The sequence below is a fragment of the Leptolyngbya sp. CCY15150 genome (assembly GCF_016888135.1).
Lineage (GTDB): Bacteria > Cyanobacteriota > Cyanobacteriia > RECH01 > RECH01 > RECH01.
This window is the reverse complement of record NZ_JACSWB010000207.1, coordinates 407,791-430,339: the sequence shown is the minus strand read 5'-3', so window position 1 is coordinate 430,339 and position 22,549 is coordinate 407,791. Positions and strand designations below refer to the sequence as shown.

Annotated in this window: 19 protein-coding genes; 7 read left to right on the top strand and 12 right to left on the bottom strand. The window is 55.0% G+C overall.

All coding sequences use genetic code 11. The features are described from left to right. Positions 1 to 87: 87 nt before the first annotated feature. Complete coding sequence (locus JUJ53_RS15800) at positions 88 to 1,356, top strand: serine/threonine-protein kinase (RefSeq protein WP_239125091.1); 1,269 nt, start codon at positions 88 to 90, stop codon at positions 1,354 to 1,356. Between the two features lie 158 nt (positions 1,357 to 1,514). Here the strand turns inward: JUJ53_RS15800 and JUJ53_RS15795 are convergent, their stop codons facing one another. The 9 genes from JUJ53_RS15795 to JUJ53_RS15755 all read right to left on the bottom strand — a co-directional run bounded on the left by JUJ53_RS15795 (position 1,515) and on the right by JUJ53_RS15755 (position 9,344). Beyond that, positions 1,515 to 2,396 carry a universal stress protein gene (locus tag JUJ53_RS15795; protein ID WP_204152969.1) on the bottom strand — a complete coding sequence of 294 codons (882 nt, stop codon included), beginning with the start codon at positions 2,394 to 2,396 and terminating at the stop codon, positions 1,515 to 1,517. Positions 2,397 to 2,683: 287 nt separating this feature from the next. Then, the gene (locus JUJ53_RS15790; protein WP_204152968.1) at positions 2,684 to 2,890 is read right to left on the bottom strand and encodes a hypothetical protein; all 207 of its coding nucleotides are present in this window, start codon (positions 2,888 to 2,890) and stop codon (positions 2,684 to 2,686) included. A gap of 450 nt (positions 2,891 to 3,340) precedes the next feature. Continuing rightward, entirely contained in the window at positions 3,341 to 3,517 is a 177-nt protein-coding gene (locus JUJ53_RS15785) for an NblA/ycf18 family protein (protein WP_204152967.1), read from the bottom strand. A gap of 33 nt (positions 3,518 to 3,550) precedes the next feature. Beyond that, entirely contained in the window at positions 3,551 to 3,751 is a 201-nt protein-coding gene (locus tag JUJ53_RS15780; RefSeq protein ID WP_204152966.1) for an NblA/ycf18 family protein, read from the bottom strand. 506 nt (positions 3,752 to 4,257) lie between these two features. Beyond that, positions 4,258 to 4,959, bottom strand: a complete 702-nt coding sequence (locus tag JUJ53_RS15775) for a lipase (protein ID WP_204152965.1) — start codon at positions 4,957 to 4,959, stop codon at positions 4,258 to 4,260. A gap of 23 nt (positions 4,960 to 4,982) precedes the next feature. Beyond that, on the bottom strand, positions 4,983 to 6,179 hold the full coding sequence (gene alr, locus JUJ53_RS15770; protein WP_204152964.1) for an alanine racemase: 1,197 nt from the start codon (positions 6,177 to 6,179) through the stop codon (positions 4,983 to 4,985). 139 nt (positions 6,180 to 6,318) lie between these two features. Beyond that, positions 6,319 to 7,050 (bottom strand): Stp1/IreP family PP2C-type Ser/Thr phosphatase, encoded by a 732-nt coding sequence (locus JUJ53_RS15765; RefSeq protein ID WP_204152963.1) that lies wholly within the window; start codon positions 7,048 to 7,050, stop codon positions 6,319 to 6,321. Between the two features lie 27 nt (positions 7,051 to 7,077). Continuing rightward, positions 7,078 to 8,781 carry an AarF/ABC1/UbiB kinase family protein gene (locus tag JUJ53_RS15760; protein ID WP_343327968.1) on the bottom strand — a complete coding sequence of 568 codons (1,704 nt, stop codon included), beginning with the start codon at positions 8,779 to 8,781 and terminating at the stop codon, positions 7,078 to 7,080. Between the two features lie 239 nt (positions 8,782 to 9,020). Beyond that, entirely contained in the window at positions 9,021 to 9,344 is a 324-nt protein-coding gene (locus tag JUJ53_RS15755) for a DUF6825 family protein (RefSeq protein WP_204152962.1), read from the bottom strand. 139 nt (positions 9,345 to 9,483) lie between these two features. Between JUJ53_RS15755 and JUJ53_RS15750 the strand changes: the two genes are divergently transcribed. After that, positions 9,484 to 10,629 carry a DUF58 domain-containing protein gene (locus tag JUJ53_RS15750; RefSeq protein ID WP_204152961.1) on the top strand — a complete coding sequence of 382 codons (1,146 nt, stop codon included), beginning with the start codon at positions 9,484 to 9,486 and terminating at the stop codon, positions 10,627 to 10,629. A 63-nt stretch (positions 10,630 to 10,692) separates the two neighbouring features. Here the strand turns inward: JUJ53_RS15750 and JUJ53_RS15745 are convergent, their stop codons facing one another. After that, entirely contained in the window at positions 10,693 to 11,676 is a 984-nt protein-coding gene (locus JUJ53_RS15745) for a GntR family transcriptional regulator (RefSeq protein ID WP_204152960.1), read from the bottom strand. 335 nt (positions 11,677 to 12,011) lie between these two features. Between JUJ53_RS15745 and JUJ53_RS15740 the strand changes: the two genes are divergently transcribed. Continuing rightward, on the top strand, positions 12,012 to 12,752 hold the full coding sequence (locus tag JUJ53_RS15740) for a dienelactone hydrolase family protein (RefSeq protein WP_204152959.1): 741 nt from the start codon (positions 12,012 to 12,014) through the stop codon (positions 12,750 to 12,752). Between the two features lie 562 nt (positions 12,753 to 13,314). Further along, entirely contained in the window at positions 13,315 to 14,100 is a 786-nt protein-coding gene (locus tag JUJ53_RS15735; RefSeq protein ID WP_204152958.1) for a hypothetical protein, read from the top strand. A 101-nt stretch (positions 14,101 to 14,201) separates the two neighbouring features. Here the strand turns inward: JUJ53_RS15735 and JUJ53_RS15730 are convergent, their stop codons facing one another. Both JUJ53_RS15730 and JUJ53_RS15725 read right to left on the bottom strand, forming a co-directional pair. Continuing rightward, positions 14,202 to 14,957, bottom strand: a complete 756-nt coding sequence (locus JUJ53_RS15730; protein ID WP_204152957.1) for a circadian clock KaiB family protein — start codon at positions 14,955 to 14,957, stop codon at positions 14,202 to 14,204. A 10-nt stretch (positions 14,958 to 14,967) separates the two neighbouring features. After that, positions 14,968 to 16,284, bottom strand: coding sequence for a type IV pilus twitching motility protein PilT (locus JUJ53_RS15725; RefSeq protein ID WP_204152956.1), 1,317 nt, complete (start codon positions 16,282 to 16,284; stop codon positions 14,968 to 14,970). Positions 16,285 to 17,086: 802 nt separating this feature from the next. Between JUJ53_RS15725 and dxs the strand changes: the two genes are divergently transcribed. The 3 genes from dxs (at position 17,087) to mnmH (ending at position 22,464) form a co-directional block, all read left to right on the top strand. Then, positions 17,087 to 19,003, top strand: coding sequence for a 1-deoxy-D-xylulose-5-phosphate synthase (gene dxs / locus JUJ53_RS15720; RefSeq protein WP_204152955.1), 1,917 nt, complete (start codon positions 17,087 to 17,089; stop codon positions 19,001 to 19,003). A gap of 135 nt (positions 19,004 to 19,138) precedes the next feature. Beyond that, positions 19,139 to 21,427, top strand: coding sequence for a selenide, water dikinase SelD (gene selD / locus JUJ53_RS15715; RefSeq protein WP_204152954.1), 2,289 nt, complete (start codon positions 19,139 to 19,141; stop codon positions 21,425 to 21,427). Positions 21,428 to 21,447: 20 nt separating this feature from the next. Then, a complete protein-coding gene (gene mnmH / locus JUJ53_RS15710) occupies positions 21,448 to 22,464 on the top strand; it encodes a tRNA 2-selenouridine(34) synthase MnmH (RefSeq protein ID WP_204152953.1) in 1,017 nt (338 codons plus the stop codon). Positions 22,465 to 22,549 lie beyond the last annotated feature (85 nt).

Genomic DNA, 22,549 nt, shown 5'->3' with positions numbered 1-22,549 from the left:
CGTGGGACAGGTCATCTCAATGGTCATGGGTCTGACTCCCTTCTAATCGCAATGGCGTAGTCTGATTTTCCTCCGTCCCGTACATTAATGCACTACCATGTGATGGAACACCTGCAGGGTGAGAGCTTGAGTGAAGTGCTGAGTCATCAGCCGATTGTGTTGCCGCGCTTCTTAAGCTTGACGCGACAAATTTGCCTCGGCTTGCAGTGCGCTCATCAAGGGATCTTGGTTGATCAAAACGTATATCCGATTGTCCATCGTGATATCAAGCCAAGCAATATCATGATCACCCAAGACGAGAGTTTAGGTGAGTTAGCCAAAATTCTTGATTTCGGGATTGCTAAGCTACTGCAGGCAGATGTTGGTCAAACCAACTGTTTTATGGGCACTCTCGCCTATTCATCCCCCGAGCAGATGGAGGGACGTGAGCTGGATGCTCGATCTGACATCTACAGCCTAGGCGTGATGATGTTTCAGCTATTGACTGGCAAGATGCCATTGCAAGCTGATACGCATACGTTTGGTGGCTGGTATCAGGCCCACCAGTTTCAGCCTCCCCGAAGCTTTGAAATTGCCAACTCCAACATTAAGGTGCCCAAGGCACTAGAGTCATTGGTGATGAGCTGTCTGGCAAAGTCACCCAATGATCGCCCTCAAAATGTAGCAGAAATTCTCAAAGCGCTGGAACCCTTAGAACAGCGTTTTGGTGCTGGGCAACGTCTAGGGCGACGGATTAATGATGCCCTGGTGAAGCTGCCGGTGAAGGCATCACCCAAGGCAGGTAGCCACGTCACGATTGATGATCTGTGTAAACAGGCTTCTTGGCCGAAAAACATGCCCATCGCGGATATTGTTTTTCCCAAACCTATGCGGGCTAAGCAAGATATGTTACCAACGCTCTGGGTGATGTTGCCTGTATCAGAGATCAAAAAACGTCTTGTCTGTAGCCGCTATAATCGGTTTTTATTTCTAGAATCACCCCATCCGATGATGCTGTGGCTAACCGTGTTGTATAACCCGGATTATGGCCCTCGTTGGTTGCCCTGCTACCTGGATCTAAAGACCAGTCAGGGTAGCCAAATGTGTCGATTGTTAGGCAAGGTTCAGCAGTATCGCCTGCTGTTTTTCTCCCATGAAAATCCGCAGCACTGTATGACGGTGATGAACTCTACGATCGCTGAGGCCCAGTGCCGTATGTTTCAACAATGGGCTAGCATGGCGCAGTCGGTGCGATCGGCAGGACAATCGGCAACCAGCAAAAATATGCTGAAGACAGAGCTAGAAAACCTTAAGCCTAAGATTCTGACAAAGCTAGAGTCTTTATACAATAGTGGAAATACAGATATTTCTGGTTAGGATAAGAATCGCTGGTATCCTGTCAACTGACGTGCTCAAGGTGCTTTGAATTGAACTGCTTATAGCTAACTCAAAAGCACCTTAAGCCGTGATCTACTGCCACACTGAGCTGAGAGGTTACAACGTTAGTGCTGCTGTGCTGATTTCATCCAAGGCATCTATCGCTTTTCGGGTGGGAAATAGAGCACAGGGTGCCAACTGCGCCGAAGAATATCTTCAGCAAAGCTTGGGATAGACCAACCTACCAAGCGATTGGTGGGACTGGAAGAAATGGCGATCGCTGTGATATCTCGCTCTAGTGCTGCTTCCAGCAGTTCATTCATGGGGCTGCCTTCCCGCACCTCAACATCAATGTCTAGGCCAAGCTTCACCAGCTCGGCTTTAACGGTATTGAGCTTTTCTAGAGCGGAGTCTTTGTCGTAGTCTCTGGGCAAACTGCGGCGGTTTTGCTCCTCTAGTACCCAGCACAGCAGCCCTCGTTTGAGAGAGCCCTCGGGGTATTGTTGAGCGATCGCTTGCACCCTTTGTACTAAATAATCAGCCGAATCACTGCCATCGTAGGGAAGCAGCAAATCTTGGAAAAGATGACGACAGCGCAAATCCAGCTCTTCCGTTGTGTAGGTGGAAATGAGCTGGGGACGCAGGGTCATGATGGGCAAAGGAGTGCGCTGACAAAGCCCCATGGTGGTGCTGCCAAACAGCTTTTCGTTGAGCAGACCACGGCCTGCCATGCCAACCATGATCAGGTCTACGCCATTGCTCTTGCTCACCTGCAAGATGTTGTCAATCGGCTTGCCAGACTGAACCTCAATGTTCACCTCTACGCCAGCAGGCACATCGCCTAAACTAGCCGAGAGGCGATCGCGTATGGCTTGTAAGGATTCTTCATCGATCCGTGGAACTTCACGATCTTGCGAAATAGCAACCGTATGGAGAAACGTGATCTGCTGTAGACCACTAGCAGCTAGGCTTGGTACAAAGCGAACCAAGCGGTGTAAGCCATCGGAGAAGTCGGTGCAAATGAGGGAGTGCCGGAACATGGGTGAAAATGGTAAGCCTAGCTCAGTAATTATAGAGAAATGCCTCTATACTCTTCAAGCCTAACACTGCCCAGCCCTATTGCGGGGGCAGTAGAGAAAGAACAACTATAAGACGTTTGTTGGGTAGTGCTCAAAATTGGTAATGATAGGGGAATGAAACCTCTGATTCTTAAGGTTTCTAGTGATAGGCAGCATTACATCTTGAGCACCATCGTTTGTTGATGCTGTAACTGCATGGCTGCTAACATGACGCAGATTTTAAGTCATGCGCGGATATACTAGTCAGGTTACTCAACAAGCTTTTTAAGACCGTAGGCTGCCATCCCAACTATTACTCCGGCTCCAACAAGTGGAGCAGCGCCAATTGCAATACCACCAAAACCTCCAACCAAGCCCATATTCCCAACCATAGCTGCGATGCCAGCTCCTGCCACACCGCCACCAGCAGCAAACCCTGCTGCTTTCTTGAAATCCTTACCTTTGTCAGTCTTCATAATGCTGCTTTCAATGATTAAGCTTGTACAAGCTAGCCTAACCTTTTACCTACAGCAAAGTAAGTAGAAGTAGGGATAGCCGAACCTTATGGTGGTTAATCATAGTGGTGAGATGTACAGGCTAATAAGGTTTTGTGTTGAACGTTGTTTCATGTCATGCTGCTGGGTCTCATCGGGAATAAGATACATAGCCCGAATCAATTTTTTGCTGGATAATAATTAACGACATTAAGAGTTGTGAGACTCGATTTACTTGATATAAGGAAGAAATAGCTTTGAATCTAGAGTTGTAACGAAATAAGCTTAATCAGTCAAAAATTTACCAAGTACAAGTATTTGAGGTGATACCTAAACATAGTCAGCGAAGTTGACGTCCCAACACCACCAGCTCGGTTCTCCGTTAAGAACAAAGCAAGAGGAGGAGCTCGCCATCTCACTGAGGGCTTGAACCTAGAGGTCTGCTTTTTTCATCAGGTCTCGAATGACGTTATCTTTGATCATTAAGGTCTTCGAGACTTGAAGCAGTAAGTCAAGAGCTTGGTCGCGATCCATGTCCTGCACTTCTTGGCGAATGCGTTGAACTTCGAATTTTTGCTCCAAACTCAAATCAAATGACATAAAGTCCATATCTGTGTCCTCCAAAGTAGAGAAATGCGATCGCTAACCTTCAAAGCTAAAGCTTTTGAGCGGTGTGCGTTGCAGTAGATTGCGGATGACATTATCTTTGACCATCAGAAGCTGAGAAGCCTGCACCAGCAGATCTAGGGCTTGCTCTCGGCTCATCACGTTGGCTGATTCCTCCATCAACCGCATTTGAAACTGTTGCTCGATCGTTAGCTCGTAGGTGTTAGGGTCTACCATGGATCCTCCATGACTGAGAGTGCAATGTTGAATGCTGTAACCGGTTCTTGGTGTCGTCTGCTAGAGCTTGGATGGAAGCTGTCACGGGCTTCGACCTCTTGCAGGACTGGTATCTGGAGACGGTAGGCGTGAATCTAAGCTCTAATCCGAACGTTTGGGAGACGTTACGGGGGGGTAGATTCAGGTTTCCCTATTCGCCATACAAATCCGTCTGATATATATTACAAATTATAACAAGGGTTTGACAAGATGACACCAATTTCTCCTTGTGTGTTGTGAAATGATGAGCATTTTTGCGCATTGGATTAGGCTAGTTTTAGCAACACCGTCTTGAGTAGACTGCTCAAGATGAACGAATTCAGGTTGATTTTCGCTGGCGCTGGGGTAGAACGCGGGTATCCAGATGAGCGGCGGGGCGATCGCTTCTCCTGTCCTCCATTGTTTTGGAACGACAAAAGCCACCTGTGAAGATGCAGGTGGCTGGCCTCATGAGTTGGAGGGGTGCTTTAGGCGAGATAGGCGGCCCAGGTGGGGATGATGTCGGGGCTGCCATACCAGCGCTTGCCGGGTCGGGGCGAATGGACGACCTGATCCAAGATCAGGTTTTCGGCACCTTCTAGGTGGGCGGCGGAGATGGGGGTAATTTCGTCGCCCCAACAGGCTCCGTTGCCGCAGGTGAGTAGGTAGCTGTTGTAGGTGAACCAGCCTGCTAGGGAGCGATCGCCCAAGACGGCTTTGCCAGCCACGCAGACGTAGCGCACCGTGGGATGAAATGCGCCGGGATAGTTATCGTTAACGAAGTTGAGGTTGCGCAGCGTCCAGCGTTCTTGGCTAACGTGGGGGGTGCCTAGGGTCATCAGGGTGGCTACGGAAGGATGCGCTTTCCAGAGCATGGGCTTGCCGGTGTCTTTGGCGTGGATAGTGTAGGGAATTTCGCCGAGGTAAATCCGCGCAATCCAGCCGCCAGCGGAATGGCCGATGAGATTGATGCGATCGCTGCCTGTGGTTTCCATCACCTGGTTCACGGTTTGATCGAGTTTTTCGAGAATGCCTCCCATCGACCGTCCGCCCACCGTGGGTACCCAGTCCCAGCGAGACAGGGGCACGGTGACGCTGGGAAAGCCTAGCTCTGCCAAGGTTTTCTCCATGGTTTGGTAAGGGGCCGCACCGGCGAAGTAGCCTGGCAAAATCACGGTAGGGTATCCCATCGATGTCTCCTTGGTGCTTAGGTTTAGGAAAGGGTTAGAGGGTTGGCGGTAGCGGTTGCCGGCGAGGATAGGGATAGTCGCGGTAGGCGATGTTTGAAGCCACAAAGAATTTCCCAGGAGATCGTCCCGAGGGTGTCGGCCCAGTCGTCGGCGGAGATGCTGGCGTCCTGATCGTGCCCCAGTAGGGTAACCACATCACCCTCGTGGACTTCGGCAAGGTCGGTCACGTCGAGCATGAGCTGATCCATGGTGATCGCGCCAATTTGAGGAACGAACTGTCCTCGTAAGAGAACGTTCATGCGGTTGGACAGCAAGCGGGGCACGCCATCGGCATAGCCAATGCCAACAACGGCTAGCCGGGTTTCTCGCTGGGTGACAAATCGATGCCCATAGCTAACGCCGGTGTGGGGCGGCAGGGTTTTCACTTGGGTGACGCGGGCTTTCACTTGAAGCACGGGTTTGAGAGCGATGCTGTCCCGAAAATGGGGGGCGGGATAGAGCCCGTAGATGGCCAGCCCGACCCGGACTAGGTTGTAATGGAGGCTGGACTCAACTAGGGTGCCGGCGGAGTTGGCTAGGTGCAGCATGGGCGGAACAATGCCATGATCGCCTAGGGTTTGGATGACCTGCTGGAAGCGATCGCGTTGGCAATGAAGGGTTTGCAGATCAGAATCATCCGCTGTTGCAAAGTGGGAGTAGAGGCTGGCCAGGTGGAGATGGGGCGATCGCTGAATCTGCTGGGCAAGGGGCAGCGCTTGCTGCCAGGCAACTCCTAGGCGCGACATGCCAGTATCAACGTTGATGTGAACTGGGAGCGGCTGGGTTGCAGAGTCCATGACCTCGGCAAAGATCAGAGCCTGTTTTTCGGTGCAGAGCGTTGGCTGCAACTGCCAGTGAGCGATCGCCCGCACTTGCTCGACGGTATTGGTGGCCCCCAGCAGGAGGATGGGAGCCTGGATGCCTGCTTCCCGCAGTTCGATGCCTTCGGGAATGGTGGCCACGCCTAGCCAGGTGGCCCCAGCCTGGAGGGCGGTTTGGGCAATAGTCACCGCCCCATGACCATAGGCATCGGCTTTCACCACCGCCATTAGGTCTGTGCCTGGAGCCAAGAGAGCTTGAATGGCTTGGATGTTATGGGTTAGGTGGCTGTGGTTAATCTCAACCCACGCCCGCTCGCGGCCCATGGTAGACAACGTTGGCCGATGATCCCAACTCAACATGGCGTGACTCCTTTCCCCACGGGTTTATGCCAGACGTGATGTTCACTCCAGACTAGACCAGAGACTAAGGGTTGAAAAGGGCGATCGCCACCTTTCGGTCTCGGAGTCATGCTAGTGCAGATTCCGGGAAGCGATCGCGCTAGTCAGACTGCTCATTGGAGACAATCACGATGGTAATATTATCGCGGCCACCCTTGCCTTTGGCTGCATTGACCAGGGCGCTGGCGGCTTGGTCACAGGCGCGAATGGATTTGAGGTGAAAGGCAATCAGGTGATCGGATAATTCTTCCGTGAGACCATCACTACAGAGAATGAGGCGATCGTTGGGTTCTAGCTCAAAGGTCTGCACGTCGATTTGGCGCACATCATCTCGCCCTAGGCATTTCGACAAAATATGTCGCCAGGGATGGAGACGGGCTTGATCGGTGGTTAATTCTCCAGACTTCAGCGCTCGTCGTACCCAGGTGTGGTCTTCGGTAATTTGATCGAGCCGAGAACCTCGTAGACGATAGAGGCGTGAGTCGCCGACATGGGCGCAGGAGGGCTGGTCATCGCGAAAAAGCACTACCACTACAGTTGTGCCCATATCCGATCGCTCCGGATGGTCGCGCTGATCTTTCAAAATGGCGTGGTTAGCTTTCAGCAGCGCTTCTTCCAGCAACTGATGGGACTTGGCTGGAAAGCTCCAGTGGGTTTCTAAATACTCACGAATCGTATCCGTGGCTAAGCGACTGGCTTCCTGCCCGCCCGCATGGCCACCCATGCCATCGGCAACCAGGCAAAACCGACCGTCGGGGTCAATGTAGTACGCATCTTGATTGACAGAGCGCACTAGCCCTGTGTCTGTTAGCCCCGAGAAAATCCGTTTCATACAGCGTGGCGCTACCCAAGGAAAACATCAAAACATACGATCGTAGCGATCTAGACGCATTAACAGGCGGAGAAGAGCGATCGCTGCCGCTACGGCAAGAATTGCCATCACGATAGCCAAGACCACGTACTCGCTGACGAGCAAAATTGTGGCGGACAGGGTGAACGTGCCAGCCAAAATAGTATAGTTCATTCCCAGGTTTACGGTACTGATTCGCCGCAGGAGGCGATCGCTCTCAATGGAGCGCACCCGTACCCGAATATCTCCCCGCTCTAACTTGTCGATGGTATCGTCAATGCGTCGGGGTAAGCCGAGGGCTGTACTACTCATTTGCGCGGCCTGCCGGCCAATTTCCCCCAGCAGTCCGTCGGTTTCTAGGGATGAACGTCCGTCGGTCATAAGCTGCATTGCAAACGGTTTTGCAACCTCCATAAAGTTAAAGTCTGGATCGAGACCCTTGCCAACCCCTTCTAGGGTCGAAAATGCCCGCATCACAAAGGTGAAGGTGGCGGGAAATCGGAAGGGTTGATTATAGGCAATATCATATAGGTCATCGCTGATGGCTGCGACGGACTGGGTTTCAAAGGGCTGATCCATGAAGTTGTCCAGCATGTACTGCACCGATCGCCGCACCGGGCCCATATCCTCGGCAGGTGCTAGGGCTCCCAGTTCTACCAAGGATGCCACCACTTGTTCGGCGTCTTTTTGGGCAATCCCAAAGAAGGTGTTGAGCAGTTTCTCGCGGGTGATGGCTGGCACCTGACCCATCATGCCGAAGTCATAAAAGATCAGCGCTCCGTCTGAACTCACGGCAATGTTGCCGGGGTGGGGGTCGGCGTGGAAAAATCCATTGTTGAGCAGTTGGTGCAGATAGGCGCGGGCTCCCAGTTGGGCCAGGTTTTTGCGATCGAGCCCGGCTGCTTCAATGGCGTCGTAGTGGCTGATCTTGATGCCCGGTAAATATTCTAGGGTGAGTACTCGCGATGAGGCATAGCGCCAATACACCCGAGGTACGCGCACCCATCCTTCATTGCGAAAGTTCCGTCGGAAGGTGTCGGCATTCCGCCCTTCGCCCAGATAGTCAATTTCTTCCCAAAGAATTCGGCAGCATTCTTCATAGATGCCCATCCAATCGCGTCCCCGTCCCCAGTCGGGATGGTTTTGGAAGTAGCGGGCGATGCCTTTGAGGATGGCGAGGTCAATAGTGAACAGCTTTTTTAGACCCGGCCGCTGGATTTTTACCACCACTTCTTCGCCGCTGTGGAGCTGGGCCCGATGCACCTGCCCAAGGCTGGCGGCAGCTAGGGGGATGGGGTCGAAGCTTTGATACAGTTCAGGAATCGTTTTGCCAAGGTCTTGCTCGATGATGGCTTCAACCTGTTCGTAGTTGAAGGCTGGCACCTTGTCCTGTAGCTTCGACAGCTCTTCCACGTATTCGCTAGGAAAGAGGTCGGCCCGCGTGGAGAACAACTGCCCAACTTTGATAAAAGTGGGCCCCAAATCTAGCAGCGTTTCTCGAATCCATACTGCCAAGCGCCGCCGTCGCAGGGCCTGCTTTTCGTCGGTCATGCCGCCGGCATAGCTCCAGGACTTGCCATAAAGCCATTGGGATGCCAGTAGCCTGAGGACAAATGTCCAGATATCCACATAGCGACGTTGCCGAGAGTAGCGCTCACGGTTCCAGCGGTATTTTTTGCTTGTATGCAGTTTGGAGCGATCGCTCACGGTTATGCCCCGATGTTCTGACGGATTAGACAATAGACCAGAGGGCACAGACGACCCGACTGGAGACGGGATAGATTCAGATGCGGCAGCATCACGACTGGGACGATCAGGCAAGACGGTCACTCGCGCTTCAATCCAGGAGTTCTAAACAGCTTTTTCTATTATGGTTCCCTTTCTAGGGAGATCGGGCAACCCAGGGGCATGGATTTTTCCAAGCTGTTGAGAGCGAGGCAAGACCGGATGGCTTACGGGGCAGAGTTGCGGTGGCGCTGCAGGGTGGCGCGCAGGTGGGCAATTTCAGCGCGCAGTTCATCTAGCATGGTCTGCAAATCGGAGGTAGACCCGGCGGCCGGGGCATCCGCAGCGGGGCGATCGCCCATGGCAGAGTCTTCAGACTGCTTGGCTCGGTCTAGCACCTCTTCTGTAAACTGACGCAAGCGCTCGCGCTGCTCCGCATCAAATTTGCCTAGGTCGCTCAGGGTGTGGGTGACGGTGGATTCAAACTGCTCGCTCAGCAGTTCTGCTGCTGCTCGTCCCACGAAAAAAGCCTGGACTAGGGGATTACTCATTCGCAACGCCTACATACATACTCCGTCAAGATTATAACTTGCCTCCTTTTGGTCTGCGGCAGTGAACTAGAATTACTGCGATCCCTGGGGGCTTCGCCCAGCCCTCGGCTAGGATGGAGGCAAATCTGGAGAAGCGTGGATGCGACAAACAAAGGCATGGTCAGATTGGCTTGAAACTCGTTGGGTGTCTCCGTCCTATGGCGGCTGGCTGCTGCTGGGGTTGGCTGTATTTTTCTTTGCGGCGGCGACCAACACCATGGCTGGCTGGCTGTATGTGATCAGTGGCGGTATGTTGGCGATGCTGGCGATCGCTGCCCTCTTGCCGCCGCGATCGCTGAAGCATGTGCAGGTGAGCCGGATGCCCATCTATCCCATCAGCGCTGGCGATGCCCTGCAGGTGGAACTGCGGATTGATAATCCCACGCCCCAGGCTCGGGGACTGCTCGAACTTTCTGATCTACTGCCGTTTGTGGTGGGTGCGCCAGAACGGGCGGCCTTGGAGACCTTGCCGGCCCAAGGGCAATACCGCTGGGCCTATAGCCGAGTGATGGAACAGCGGGGGGTCTACCGTTGGCATACGGTGCATCTGCGGACGGCGGCTCCCTTTGGTCTCTTCTGGCGGCGGCAGGCGTTCACTCAGCCAGCGATCGCTGTGGTCTATCCCCAGGTATTGCCGCTGTCGTCCTGTCCCTTGGTGGATGAGCAGGGAGCCGATGAGCAGAAAGAGCTGCAAAGTATTCAACGTCCCGATAGCGCTAGCGAAGGCATGACCCGGGCCCTGCGGCCCTATCGCTGGGGGGATCCGATTCGCATGGTGCATTGGCGATCGAGCGCTCGTTATGGCGATCTGCGGGTGCGGGAGTTGGAGGTGATCACCGGCGGTCAGGCCTTGGTGATTGCCTTGGATAGCGGCATAGCTTGGCCGGCGGCAGCCTTTGAAGAAGCGGTGATTGTGGCAGCGTCGCTCTATTTCTATGCCTTGAAGCAAAAACTGCAGGTGAGCCTCTGGACAGCAGGGACGGGGACGGTGGACGGGCAGCAGCAGGTGCTTGAAGTTTTGGCGGCCACCCAGTCCGATGAAGATCCTCGGCCGATCGCGGGTCAGCGTCCGGATCTGCCCTTGGTTTGGTTGACCCCGAGGGGCGATCGCTTGGAAGATTTACCGGCGGGTAGTCGCTGGATGCTTTGGGATGAGACGGGGCGATCGCCCTCCACAACTCAGCGTTTGGGTGTGCTGCGCCAGCCCGAGGATCCGTTGCAGATTCAACTGCAGCGATCGCTCTAAGTTCACCGATGTTTTAAGGTTAGTGATGGATGCCGGTGATAACGCCTGCTCTCGCAGGTTGGCTTAATCCAGCCCCAGCTCTCGCTTCAAGACCTCGATGGAATCCATACCCACATAGTTATTGCTGGTAATTACTTGGGGTGGACGAATCAGATCATTGCGCGCTTCTTGGATCGCAGCTTTCACCCGAGGAACACTCACCAGATCGCAGACAATCACTTGGGTACTGCGCACAATCGAGCTGAGCTTGTAGGCATCATCTGTCTGAGCCGTCATCACCAGCAGATCCTCACCCCGCAGACTGTGGATAATCACCTCCGCTGCTCTGAGGATGCCGCTGCTGAGACTGACAATGCCCAAACAGCTACCCGTGGGCAGTTTGGTCAGCAACTGCATTTCTTGGGCGTAGTCGTAAATATCAACCGGAATCACGCGTACCGAACGCGGGGCAGCGATCGCCTCGGCTTCACCAATAAAGTAACGGCTGGTGACCACGGTGCCCGATCGCGCCTGATCCAGAACCTGCTCTAGTTCTTCCAGGGGTACCAACTGCACCGGAATCTTCAGCGCCTGTTCTAGCTCTTGCACCATCAACTGCCCTGCGCCAATGTCTTGGCTTGGTGAAGTGACCAACACGCGGGCGCTGCAGCGCAACCGCCAGTCAATTTCTGCTAGAAATAGTTCCCGCGCCTGACTGAGGCTACAGCCCTGGCTCAACAGCTTATCAACACTTTGCTGCACCAGTTTGTTGGCTTCGGGGTATTGGGCCAGGAGCGGGGAGCCGGTTTTGGCAACGCCTTCGTCGCCCTGAGCCCGCACAAAAATGCCAGCCCCAGCCCGAGCATCCACCACCCCAGCATCTTCGAGCTGGCGGTAGACTTTGCTAATCGTGTTGCGATGCAAACCCGTTTGCATAGCCAACTGCCGGGTGCTGGGCAGCCGATGCCCCGGTGGAAACTGCCGCGAAGCGATCGCAAAGCGTATTTGGTTGTAGAGCTGAGTAGACGCTGGGATCTCGCTATCGGGTTGAATGTGAAACTGAACCATAGACCAGAGCCTCCGCCATGCGCTCGATGAGAACTAACGACCAAGATAATCTTGAAGCCGTTAAAAAACCTGTGTTAAAACCCTAACTGGATGGCCCGTTGAGGGATGCTGAGACGCTAACCTGCGATGCCGGATTGAGGCGAATGCGATGGTATGGGCAATCATAGCTGACATGCTGGCACAAGGGTACATGCTCGCCCCCGCTAGTCTTCAGGATGGCTAGCACTATCTTCGCACGCTTAGGTATCCGGGCTCACTAGAGGAGTATGCGATCGCCACCATGCCCCACGGTCATCCATCATGTTCCGTACCCCCGTTGTCTTAGGAATCTACTTATGAGCCATTCGGATCTTCAAACAGGCCATGTCCAGATTAACCATGATGGCTTGGCGATCGATGCCTATATGGCCCAGCCCGCTGCCGACGGTCTGTATCCTCCCGTGGTCGTTGTGCAAGAAATCTTTGGGGTGAATGCCCACATTCGAGATATCACAGAACGCATTGCCCGAGAAGGTTACCTTGCGATCGCCCCGGCTCTCTACCAACGGTTAGCCCCCGGCTTTGAAGCTGGGTACACCCTAGACGATATCAAACTAGGGCGACAGTATAAAGACCAGACCCATGCGGATGAGCTATTGGGCGATGTGCAGGCGGCCATCGATTTTCTGAGCCAACAGCCGGCTAGTAAACCCGGTGGGGTGGGCTGTATTGGATTTTGTTTTGGTGGGCATGTGGCGTTCCTAGCTGCCACTCTGCCATCCGTCGCTGCGACCGCGTCGTTTTATGGGGCTGGATTGCCAACCTGGTGTCCGGGCGGTGGCGACCCCACCTTGAGCCGCACAGGAGATATTAACGGCACCCTCTACGCCTTTTTTGGCATGGAAGATCTGAGCATTCCCCCTGAGCATGTGGAGCAACTTGAAGCAGCCTTAACGGCGCATCACGTCCCCCACCAAATCTTTCGCTACCCCGAAGCCGACCATGGCTTTTTCTGCGATCGCCGCGCTAGCTATCATGAGGCCGCTGCCGCCGATGCTTGGGTGCAGGTAAAAGCTCTGTTTCAGCAAGTCCTCTAGGAGCATTCTGCCCTCCATCCCTAGGCTTGCGTCGGTCTGGGGATGGTCTGGGGATGGTCTGGGATGTCCCGCGAATGTCCCGTGAATGTTACGGAGCGTTACTCGTTGCCAGGAAACTTGAGGATTTAAGATAAATCCGTCTACGATTGGGCAAGGTTTAGTGTTGAGGGGCGATCGCTCCCTGCAAATCATAGATGTGCGTTCAAGGCCTTTTAAGATGGCTGCTTGTTGGGATGCATAGTTGGGATACATAGGGGTGGTGCGTCATGGCTCACGCCCAGCCCCTTTGGATACGATGGTGCGATAGATTGCTAGGCTGCCATGCCCCCTTAAGGCTCTAGCGATCGCTGGTTTTTGCTTCACAGAGCAAGTTCTCTGTTTAGGTCACCCTAGGTAGGCTATAACGTAGAGGTCATACCTGGGAGATGCTAGGTTGGCTTTACGCTTGGGCGTAAACCATTGGGTGGGTTGGGTAGTTCGCTGCATCAACTCATGGACTCTGATTTAGCGATCGCCCTGTTTTAACGTTCAGTAGTTGCCTAATGTCTCTGCACTTGCAACGATGAAATCTTTCCCAACCCCAGATCCTTTCCAATTAAAGTTTCCCAATGGGCATACGGCGGTGGCTATTCAACTGCACCGCTCTACAACTCGATCTAAGATTGCGCCGCTCCTGACCCAACTGGGGTTGCCCATGGCGCGGCCAACGCTGGTGGTGGTGGGAGGAGCTAGCGGTATTTCTGAGGAAAGCTTTTGTCAATTGCGATCGCTGTTTACGGAGGTGTTAGCACCGGTGATCCAATCCCTAGATGGGGTGGTGATTGATGGCGGCACGGACGCTGGTGTGATGAAGCTGATGGGCGAGGCCCGCCAAGCCACAGCCAGCACCTTTCCCTTGGTGGGCGTGGCAGCGATCGGCACCGTGATTTTGCCCCAGAGCCCCACCCAGCCTTCGGATGATCAGGCTCCTCTCGAACCCCACCATACCCATTTTGTGTTGGTGCCAGGAGGGCTTTGGGGGGATGAAGCACCGTGGATTGCTAACGTGGCGACGGTTTTGAATGTTGATGCACCATCGGTGACGGTGTTGGTGAATGGTGGTCGAATTGCCTGGCAAGATGCGTCCAATAGCGTACGGGTGGGGCGGCCGGTGTTGGTGATTGCCGGTAGTGGACGCACGGCGGATGAGCTAGCGGCGGCTGTTCGGGGAGAACTCAGCAGCGATCGCGCCACGGATTTAATAGATTCAGGGCTGGTTCACATTGTAGATTTGTCGAGTGACCTGCTGTTTGTCCGCAGCGTGGTGCAGTCGATGTTGTCCCATACCCATCAACCCAATGCCGTTTGATGGTGGTGTGTTGACGCTCATACCCAAGGGCTGGGCATTAGCGGAACGTGCTGCACTCTTGGCCAGATAGCGACACAGCAGACGAGTAGGTCATGACCTGCCTAAAAGGCGGAGGTCATGTCTTGCAGAATTTTACCGACGCTATTGAGATCACCCACCACCCGTTTCACCGGCTTGGGCCAGATGCGCACTAGGGTCGGCGTTGCCGTAATTTGATTGAGCTCGGCAATCTCTGGATGCTTTTTCACATCGACAATTTTTAGGGTGTAGGGGCGCTGCAGCGATCGCTCTAAGACCTGATGGAGGCTTTGCAAAACTTGCTCGGTGACTAGACTCTGTCCGCTGACAAACAGGCGAAACACATAGCCTTGGGGAGAACTGGGGGTGGGGTTGCTGGATAGCCAGGGTTCTGCCTGAGGGAAGCGCGATCGCCTTAGGGAATCATCGAGCTTGACGACTAGATCGTGGGATTGCCAAAGTTCTGGAAAGCGCGATCGATAGGTCATCAAAACAGCCGGATCACAGCCTGGCCCAGGATTCGGCAAAACCGACCATTGCAAATCCAAGCTGTAAAACAGCATATTCAGTAAGGGCTGGTATCGCTGCACCATGGGCGACATCTCTGCCGCTTGGCAGCGAGTTTGGCTTCTAGGATCCAGCCAGCAGTCAATGGTTGCCGTAAAACAAGGCACCAAGAAGTGAGGCGGCTCTGGCAACCCCAGCAGCTCCTGCAGCGCAGCACAAAGCTGCAAGTGCCACCGATCTTGCTTATGTTCATCGATGGCATAGATGACGTCTCCTCCGGGCGTAAACAGGACAATTCCCTTATACGACGAAGGAATAATGGACTCCTGCAACCCCACCAGCTTAGACTCGACCTCTGAGAATCTGGGCCATTTCGTTGGGCTTGGGCGACATTTCTAGGGCCGTTTCTTCCGTAATTCGCCCAGCTTCGTAGAGCTGATAGAGCGACTGGTTCATGGTACACATGCCGTCAAAGGTACAGCGCGGCACCATAGCTTCCACCTCGTCTAGATCGCCTCGACGCAGGTAGTCACGAATAGCATCGGTATTCAGCAAGATCTCATGGAAGGCAGCCCGCTTACCATCCGTGGTGCGGCATAGCCCTTGGGCAATCACCGCCACCAAGGCTTCTGCCACCGAGATTCTGACCGGCTCCTGCTCCGCTGGATCATAGAGGTTGAGAATCCGCTCAATGGTTTTCACGGCGCTGTTGGTGTGCAGGGTGCCGATGACCAAGTGTCCTGTCTGCGCTGCCTTGAGGGCGGTGCTGATGGTTTCCTTGTCACGCATTTCCCCCACCAGGATGATGTCTGGATCTTCCCGCAGGGAGGCTTTCAGGGCGTTGTCAAACTTCAAGGTGTGGATGCCTACTTCCCGCTGCTTGATCAAGGCTTTACGGCTTTGATGCACAAACTCCACCGGGTCTTCAATGGTGATGATGTGCTTGGGCATCTCCTTGTTGATGTAGTCAATCATGGCGGCCATGGTGGTCGATTTCCCGGAGCCTGTGGGCCCGGTCACCAAGATCAACCCTTTGTGATAGTGACAAATATCCTTGAAGACCGGCGGCAGATTGAGCTGCTCCATGGTCAAGATTTTCATGGGAATGAGTCGCATGACCATGCCTGGCCCGCGAATTGAATCAAAGATATTGATCCGCACCCGAGCGAAGTCGTACTGGGCAGCTCCATCAAAATCTAGGGTGTCTTTAAAGCGTTGAATCTCTTGATCCGAGAGAACTTCGCTCAGCCAACTGAAGAAAGTATTTTCGTCGGTGACCGGGTATTCCGTCGTGTCAATTTCGCCTCGGTTACGGAAGCGCGGCGTCTCTCCCACGCCCACGTGAATATCCGAGAACCCTTTATCGAAGGCCTCTTTCACCAACTGGGCCAGGGTCGGTGAACCGGGGCTGATGCGACTTTTCGCCGGCATACGCATGGGGGGTGGTGCAGCAGGGCGATGACCTGCCGGCGGAGCCGGTGGGGCGCTGGGCGGCTTGGGCGGTGCTCCAGTGCGAGGGGGCGCGCTGGGCGCAGATGGCATGACCATGGTCTGGGGCGAGATGGGTTGGGTGGCTTCACTCGCAGGCGCACCCGCTCGCGGTGGCGGTGGTGGTGCGGGTGGCATGGGCGGGCGGGGTGGGCGTTGGGCGTCGGTCATAAGCCACTTCCTGTCATTACAACGTCGAGATTAGGGGAAGGTGTTGGCGCTTGACCCCAGCGTGAGCCCTGAGGCTTGGGGAAGGGTTTCACGGGCAACACCTAGACCGGTCGATGGACGGGGCGATCGCAAAACGACCATCCCTAGACTAACTAATGTCTAGATTAACTGATGTCTATGAAATAGTGTCGAGTCATGAATTGTGACGTGATCGACGTGGCTGCAGAGGTGCAGGGCCGATGGTGTAACACTCTTGGTTCAGGTTGCCCAAAGTTTGTCCTATCGGTATCAGTACGTTTGCTCAACACAGGGGGCTGACGTATGTGGGGAGTTGCAGACGAATAGGGTTTATGAGCGCCTACCTGGTGCGATCGCTCTCCGTACTATTCATGTAGATATGAGGATAGGTCGCCGCTCCCATAGGAAAACCTGTTCATCAATATTAATTTAAGTAATACTAAATTAAAGAAAACGCTGCATTGGTTAACTATTAAGCTCACCATTAGGCTCAAATTTGATGCCTCTAAATGCCTAACGGTCATCTCCTGTCCTTTAAAGTCTGTTCAAAACAGACGTGGGGGCGAGGGTAGATCCCAAGGCGATCGCAGTCTCTTCTGCTCCCCACCACTCAAGATTTGCCGCTGGAACAGGTTTTGATAAGCAGGTTCAGGCGCGAGTTCTAAGCATTCCATGGGAGATTGACAAACGAACCTCCTGCTTCAGCGCTCACGCCCCCAGATTGCACTAGAGTGAAATAACCAAGGCTCCGTTTAAGAACTTAACAAGGTAAAGGTAAATTCCTATGCACCTCAGTGAATTGACCCACCCCAATCAACTGCATGGTCTGTCGATTCATCAATTGAATCAAATTGCGCGCCAGATTCGCGAAAAGCATTTAGAGACCATTGCAGCGAGTGGTGGGCATCTTGGGCCGGGGCTAGGCGTTGTTGAACTAACGCTGGGTCTCTACCAAACATTGGATCTGGATCATGACAAGGTGATTTGGGATGTGGGTCATCAGGCTTATCCCCACAAGCTGATCACCGGGCGTTATGGTGATTTTCATACGCTGCGCCAAAAGAATGGTGTGGCTGGATATCTCAAGCGTTGTGAAAGCTCGTTTGACCATTTTGGTGCCGGTCATGCCTCCACCAGTATCTCCGCTGCTCTGGGGATGGCCATGGCCCGCGATGCCAAGGGAGAAACCTTTAAGGTGGCGGCCGTGATTGGCGATGGGGCGTTGACTGGTGGCATGGCCCTAGAAGCCATCAACCATGCTGGACATTTGCCCAAGACCAACCTGATGGTGGTCTTGAACGACAACGAAATGTCAATTTCCCCTAACGTGGGTGCAATTCCTCGCTACCTCAACCGGATGCGTCTCAGTCCCCCGGTGCAGTTTCTGTCAGAAAATCTGGAGGAGCAATTTAAGCATCTGCCGTTTGTGGGCGATTCCCTCTCTCCAGAAATCCACCGCATCAAGGAAGGGATGAAGCGGCTAGCGGTACCCAAGGTGGGGGCGGTGTTTGAAGAGCTAGGATTTACCTACATGGGCCCGGTCGATGGTCATAACCTAGAAGAACTGATCGCCATCTTCCGTCAAGCCCATCAGCATCCGGGCCCTGTTTTAGTCCATGTGGCGACGGTTAAGGGCAAGGGGTATGCGATCGCTGAGGCCGATCAGGTGGGCTACCATGCCCAGTCGCCGTTTAACTTGACCACTGGCAAGGCGGTTCCTGCCAGTAAGCCCAAGCCTCCCAGCTACTCCAAGGTGTTTGCCCATACGTTGGTGAAGCTCGCGGAAAATAACCCCAAAATCATTGGCATCACCGCCGCTATGGCTACAGGCACCGGGCTCGACAAGCTCCAGGCCAAGTTGCCCAACCAGTATATCGATGTGGGGATTGCTGAACAGCATGCGGTGACTCTGTCGGCGGGGATGGCCTGCGAGGGGATGCGTCCGGTCGTTGCCATCTACTCCACCTTCCTGCAGCGCGCCTTCGACCAGATTGTCCACGATGTTTGTATTCAGAATCTGCCGGTGTTTTTCTGTCTCGACCGAGCTGGCATTGTTGGGGCAGATGGCCCCACCCACCAAGGGTTGTATGACATTGCCTATTTGCGCTGCATCCCCAACATGGTGTTGATGGCTCCTAAGGACGAGGCAGAACTCCAGCGGATGGTGGTGACCGGGGTGAACTACACCGATGGCCCGATCGCTATGCGCTATCCCCGAGGTAATGGGCTGGGCGTGCCGCTGATGGAAGAAGGTTGGGAACCGTTGCCCATCGGCAAGGGCGAGGTGCTGCGTCAGGGCGATGATCTGCTGCTACTGGGCTACGGCTCGATGGTGCAAACGGCTATGCAGGCAGCAGAAATTCTCAGCGAACATGGTGTGGAAGCCACTGTGGTCAATGCTCGCTTTGTGAAACCCTTGGACACCGAGCTGATTGTGCCCTTGGCGCAGAAGATTGGCCGAGTGGTGACCTTGGAGGAAGGCTGCACCATGGGTGGTTTTGGCTCCGCTGTAGCTGAAGCGTTGCTGGATCATGATGTAACCGTGCCGATCACTCGCATTGGGATTCCCGATGTATTGGTGGATCATGCGAAGCCGGATGAGTCTAAGACGGATCTGGGGATTACCGCGTCGCAAATCGCCGATCAGATCTTGGCAAAGGTGCGACCCCAGGTTGAGACGCTGAGTCAAACGCGCGCTTAGGGGCGATCGCTGCTGCTGGAGTTAAGAAGGGCAACTCAATGGGGTTGCCCTTTATAGTGGCGGCCTGTTTTGATAATGGATGCGGGGAATGGGTCACGCTCCCTTGGTTCCATCGTCAACGCCCATAGCTAGGCTATGGGGCAACGTCTCGGGCAACGTCTCGGGCAAGAAAGAGCGATCGCGTTGGATGGATACACAGCAGGGATTATTGTGCAGGATTTAGTCTTGATTGGGGGTGGTCATAGCCATGCGATCGCGCTGCGGCAGATGGGAATGCATCCCATGCCGGGGGTAAGGCTGACCCTGGTAACGGATGTATGGCATACGCCCTATTCAGGCATGTTGCCGGGGTATGTGGCAGGGCATTACGAGTTTGACCAATGTCATATTGACTTGCTGCCCCTAGCCAAGTTTGCCAACGCCCGCTTGATCAGCGATCGCGCCATCGGTCTTGATCTCGATAGGCAACAGGTTCACTGCGCCAACCATCCCCCCATCTCCTTTGACCGATTGTCGATCAACATCGGCAGTACCCCAGCAACCACCGTGCCGGGTGCGGCAGACCATGCCATTCCAGCGAAGCCCATTTCCCAGTTTTTACACCACTGGCACGCCATTCTGGATCAGGTGCGCCAACGACCGGAGCAACCCTTGAGCTTGGCCGTTGTGGGCGGGGGAGCCGGCGGGGTAGAGCTAGCATTGTCGATTCAGACTCACCTGAGTCGCCTCTATCGAGAGGCGGGACAGCCGCCGCAGGTGCAGGTGCATCTTGTCCATCGCGGGGCAGAGATTTTAGAAGGGCGCGATCGCTGGGTGCGACGACGGATGCTGCGGATCTTGCAGCAGCGGGGTATTCAGGTTCACTTGGGCGTGACGGTGGATCAGGTGTTGCCCGGACGGCTCGTCGGTTTAGGTGGCTTTGCGCTGAATTGCGATCGCATTCTCTGGGTGACCCAAGCGTCAGCGGCCTCCTGGCTAGCCCAGGCGGGCTTGACCACGGATGAACGAGGCTTCCTCCAGGTGAATGCTTATCTCCAGTCCTTGTCCCATCCCCATGTGTTTGCGGCGGGCGACATTGCCACCCAAATCGACCATCCGCGCCCCAAGGCAGGGGTGTTTGCGGTGCGTCAGGGGCCGCCCTTGGTGAACAATCTGCGGCGATCGCTGCTGGGGCAATCTCTCCAGGCCTACTATCCCCAGCGGGAATTTTTGATCTTGATTGGCACCGGAGATGGGCAAGCCGTGGCTTCTCGCGGGCGCTGGGGGCTGGGGCCATACCGCTGGCTGTGGCGCTGGAAAGATCACATTGATAGGACGTTCATGGAGCAGTTTGCCCAGTTTCCGGTTGCATCCATGGGGCGATCGCTGGATGCTGCAAGGGATGAGGATGACATGCGCTGCCTGGGCTGTGGCGCGAAGGTGGGGGGCGCAACCCTGGGGCGATCGCTGGCCCGCTTGCGCCAAACCTATTCCTTGACTAAGCCAGAGACGGTGCAGGTAGGTCTAGGAGCAGATGATGCAGCGGTGATCCAGATTCCTGCCGATCGCCTCCTGGTGCAAACGGTGGACTACCTGCCGGCGCTGGTGGATGACCCATTCCTCGCTGGCCAGATTACCGCTCACCACTGCCTCAATGACCTCTGGGCCATGGGAGCTACTCCTCAATCTGTGTTGGCGATCGCCACCCTACCGCCCCTGCCACCGCAACAGCAGGAAGAAACGCTCTATCATCTGCTAGCTGGGGTAGTGACGGTTCTCAATGGTGCTCAAGCGTCCTTGATCGGCGGTCATACTAGTGAGGGCGATCGCCTAGCGCTGGGATTGACCTGCAATGGCCTAGCGGTGCATCAAGATCTCTGGCGTCATCAAGGACTACAGCCAGGGCAAGCGTTGATTCTCACGAAGGCGCTGGGTACAGGCTTGCTGTTTGCGGCGGATATGCGCCGACAGGCTAAGGGGCGCTGGATTGAAGGGGCGATCGCCTCCATGCTGCAGTCCAACCAGAGTGCGATCGCGGTCTTCCGCCACCATAGCGTGACCGCCTGCACCGACGTCAGCGGTTTTGGTCTGGCGGGGCATCTGCTCAACCTTGTCCAAGCCTCTGAAGTGGCAGTGGAACTGAACCTTCACACCTTGCCCTGCTTGCTGGGGGTGGAAGACCTGCTGCTCACCCAAATTCGTAGCTCGTTAGATGCCCAAAACGTCTGGGCTGTCTTGCCCTACCTCCAAGTGCATGACATGGCTACGGACGATAGAATGCCTCTGTTGTTTGATCCCCAAACCTCAGGAGGGCTGCTGGCGGCATTGCCCGACCAGCAAGCGATCGCCTGCGTGGAGGCGTTGCAAGCCATGGGCTATGCTTCTCGCTGCATTGGTCGAGTCCTGCCCCGATCAGAGCAGCCGCCGATTACGGTACATCCCTAGGTTCAACGGTTGCCTTTGCCATGCCCCATTGTCTAGATGTCCATGCTTTTCTCCATGCGCCTGGGCCGATCCTGGATGTGCGTAGTCCCGCTGAGTATGCTCAGGGTCATATTCCCGGTGCTGCCAGCCTGCCATTGTTTTCCAATGAGGAGCGGGCCCAGGTGGGCATCTGCTATAAACACCAAGGTCGGGATGCTGCGGTGGAACTGGGGTTGGCGATCGCTGGCCCCAAGCTAGCGGCGTTGGTGGCCGCGGCCAAACAGCTCGCCCCCGATCGGGTAGTGCAGGTGCATTGCTGGCGGGGCGGAATGCGCAGTGGCTCCGTCGCTTGGCTGCTGGAAACGGCAGGTTTCCAGGTGGCGACCCTGGCCTTGGGCTATAAGGGATTTCGTCACTGGGCCCAGACCTACTGCGCTACAGCGCGACCCATCATTCTGCTGGGCGGCATGACCGGGACAGGAAAAACTGATAGTCTGCAGGCGATCGCCCGTCGAGGTGAACCGGTGCTGGATCTGGAGCATCTAGCCAGCCATCGGGGCAGCAGCTTCGGTTCCCTAGGGCTGCCAGCTCAACCGTCCAATGAACAGTTTGAAAATCGGTTGGCGATCGCCCTACAGCAGCTTCCCCTGGATCGCCCCATCTGGATTGAAGCCGAAAGCCGCCGGATTGGTCTCTGCCGTATTCCCAACGAGTTGTTTGAGCAAATGCTCCGGGCTCCAATGCTGCAGGTGGAGCGATCGCGGGATGAACGGGTGGCAATCTTGGTGGCGGTCTATCAGGTGGCTCCCATTACCGATCTGATTGCCGCGACTGAACGCCTGCATAAACGGCTGGGCGGTCAGCGTACTCAGGCTGCTGTTGCTCATCTCCAGAGCGATCGCTTGCCCGAAGCCTGTGAGGTGATCTTGGACTACTACGATCGCACCTATGCCCATGCGCTCAAGCGCCATCTCGGGCCAGTCTACACGGTAGATGTCACCGGACTGTCTGCGGATGATAGTGCTGCGCTGATGCTTGATGTTGCATCAAAGCTATAGCCAGCACAACTTCAGAAGCTATGCTGGCTGAGCCGTTTGTCCTGAGGACAGGCTACGCCAACGTGAAACGTCTTCCTTCGGGAGC

What these genes read in the sequence shown, in the direction of transcription:
- JUJ53_RS15800 (WP_239125091.1), top strand. Translation starts at nt 88, where the DNA reads ATGCACTACCATGTGATGGAACACCTGCAGGGTGAGAGCTTGAGTGAA.
- JUJ53_RS15795 (WP_204152969.1), bottom strand. Translation starts at nt 2,396, where the DNA reads ATGTTCCGGCACTCCCTCATTTGCACCGACTTCTCCGATGGCTTACAC.
- JUJ53_RS15790 (WP_204152968.1), bottom strand. Translation starts at nt 2,890, where the DNA reads ATGAAGACTGACAAAGGTAAGGATTTCAAGAAAGCAGCAGGGTTTGCT.
- JUJ53_RS15785 (WP_204152967.1), bottom strand. Translation starts at nt 3,517, where the DNA reads ATGGACTTTATGTCATTTGATTTGAGTTTGGAGCAAAAATTCGAAGTT.
- JUJ53_RS15780 (WP_204152966.1), bottom strand. Translation starts at nt 3,751, where the DNA reads ATGGTAGACCCTAACACCTACGAGCTAACGATCGAGCAACAGTTTCAA.
- JUJ53_RS15775 (WP_204152965.1), bottom strand. Translation starts at nt 4,959, where the DNA reads ATGGGATACCCTACCGTGATTTTGCCAGGCTACTTCGCCGGTGCGGCC.
- alr (WP_204152964.1), bottom strand. Translation starts at nt 6,179, where the DNA reads ATGTTGAGTTGGGATCATCGGCCAACGTTGTCTACCATGGGCCGCGAG.
- JUJ53_RS15765 (WP_204152963.1), bottom strand. Translation starts at nt 7,050, where the DNA reads ATGAAACGGATTTTCTCGGGGCTAACAGACACAGGGCTAGTGCGCTCT.
- JUJ53_RS15755 (WP_204152962.1), bottom strand. Translation starts at nt 9,344, where the DNA reads ATGAGTAATCCCCTAGTCCAGGCTTTTTTCGTGGGACGAGCAGCAGCA.
- JUJ53_RS15750 (WP_204152961.1), top strand. Translation starts at nt 9,484, where the DNA reads ATGCGACAAACAAAGGCATGGTCAGATTGGCTTGAAACTCGTTGGGTG.
- JUJ53_RS15745 (WP_204152960.1), bottom strand. Translation starts at nt 11,676, where the DNA reads ATGGTTCAGTTTCACATTCAACCCGATAGCGAGATCCCAGCGTCTACT.
- JUJ53_RS15740 (WP_204152959.1), top strand. Translation starts at nt 12,012, where the DNA reads ATGAGCCATTCGGATCTTCAAACAGGCCATGTCCAGATTAACCATGAT.
- JUJ53_RS15735 (WP_204152958.1), top strand. Translation starts at nt 13,315, where the DNA reads ATGAAATCTTTCCCAACCCCAGATCCTTTCCAATTAAAGTTTCCCAAT.
- JUJ53_RS15725 (WP_204152956.1), bottom strand. Translation starts at nt 16,284, where the DNA reads ATGACCGACGCCCAACGCCCACCCCGCCCGCCCATGCCACCCGCACCA.
- dxs (WP_204152955.1), top strand. Translation starts at nt 17,087, where the DNA reads ATGCACCTCAGTGAATTGACCCACCCCAATCAACTGCATGGTCTGTCG.
- selD (WP_204152954.1), top strand. Translation starts at nt 19,139, where the DNA reads ATGGGGCAACGTCTCGGGCAACGTCTCGGGCAAGAAAGAGCGATCGCG.
- mnmH (WP_204152953.1), top strand. Translation starts at nt 21,448, where the DNA reads ATGCCCCATTGTCTAGATGTCCATGCTTTTCTCCATGCGCCTGGGCCG.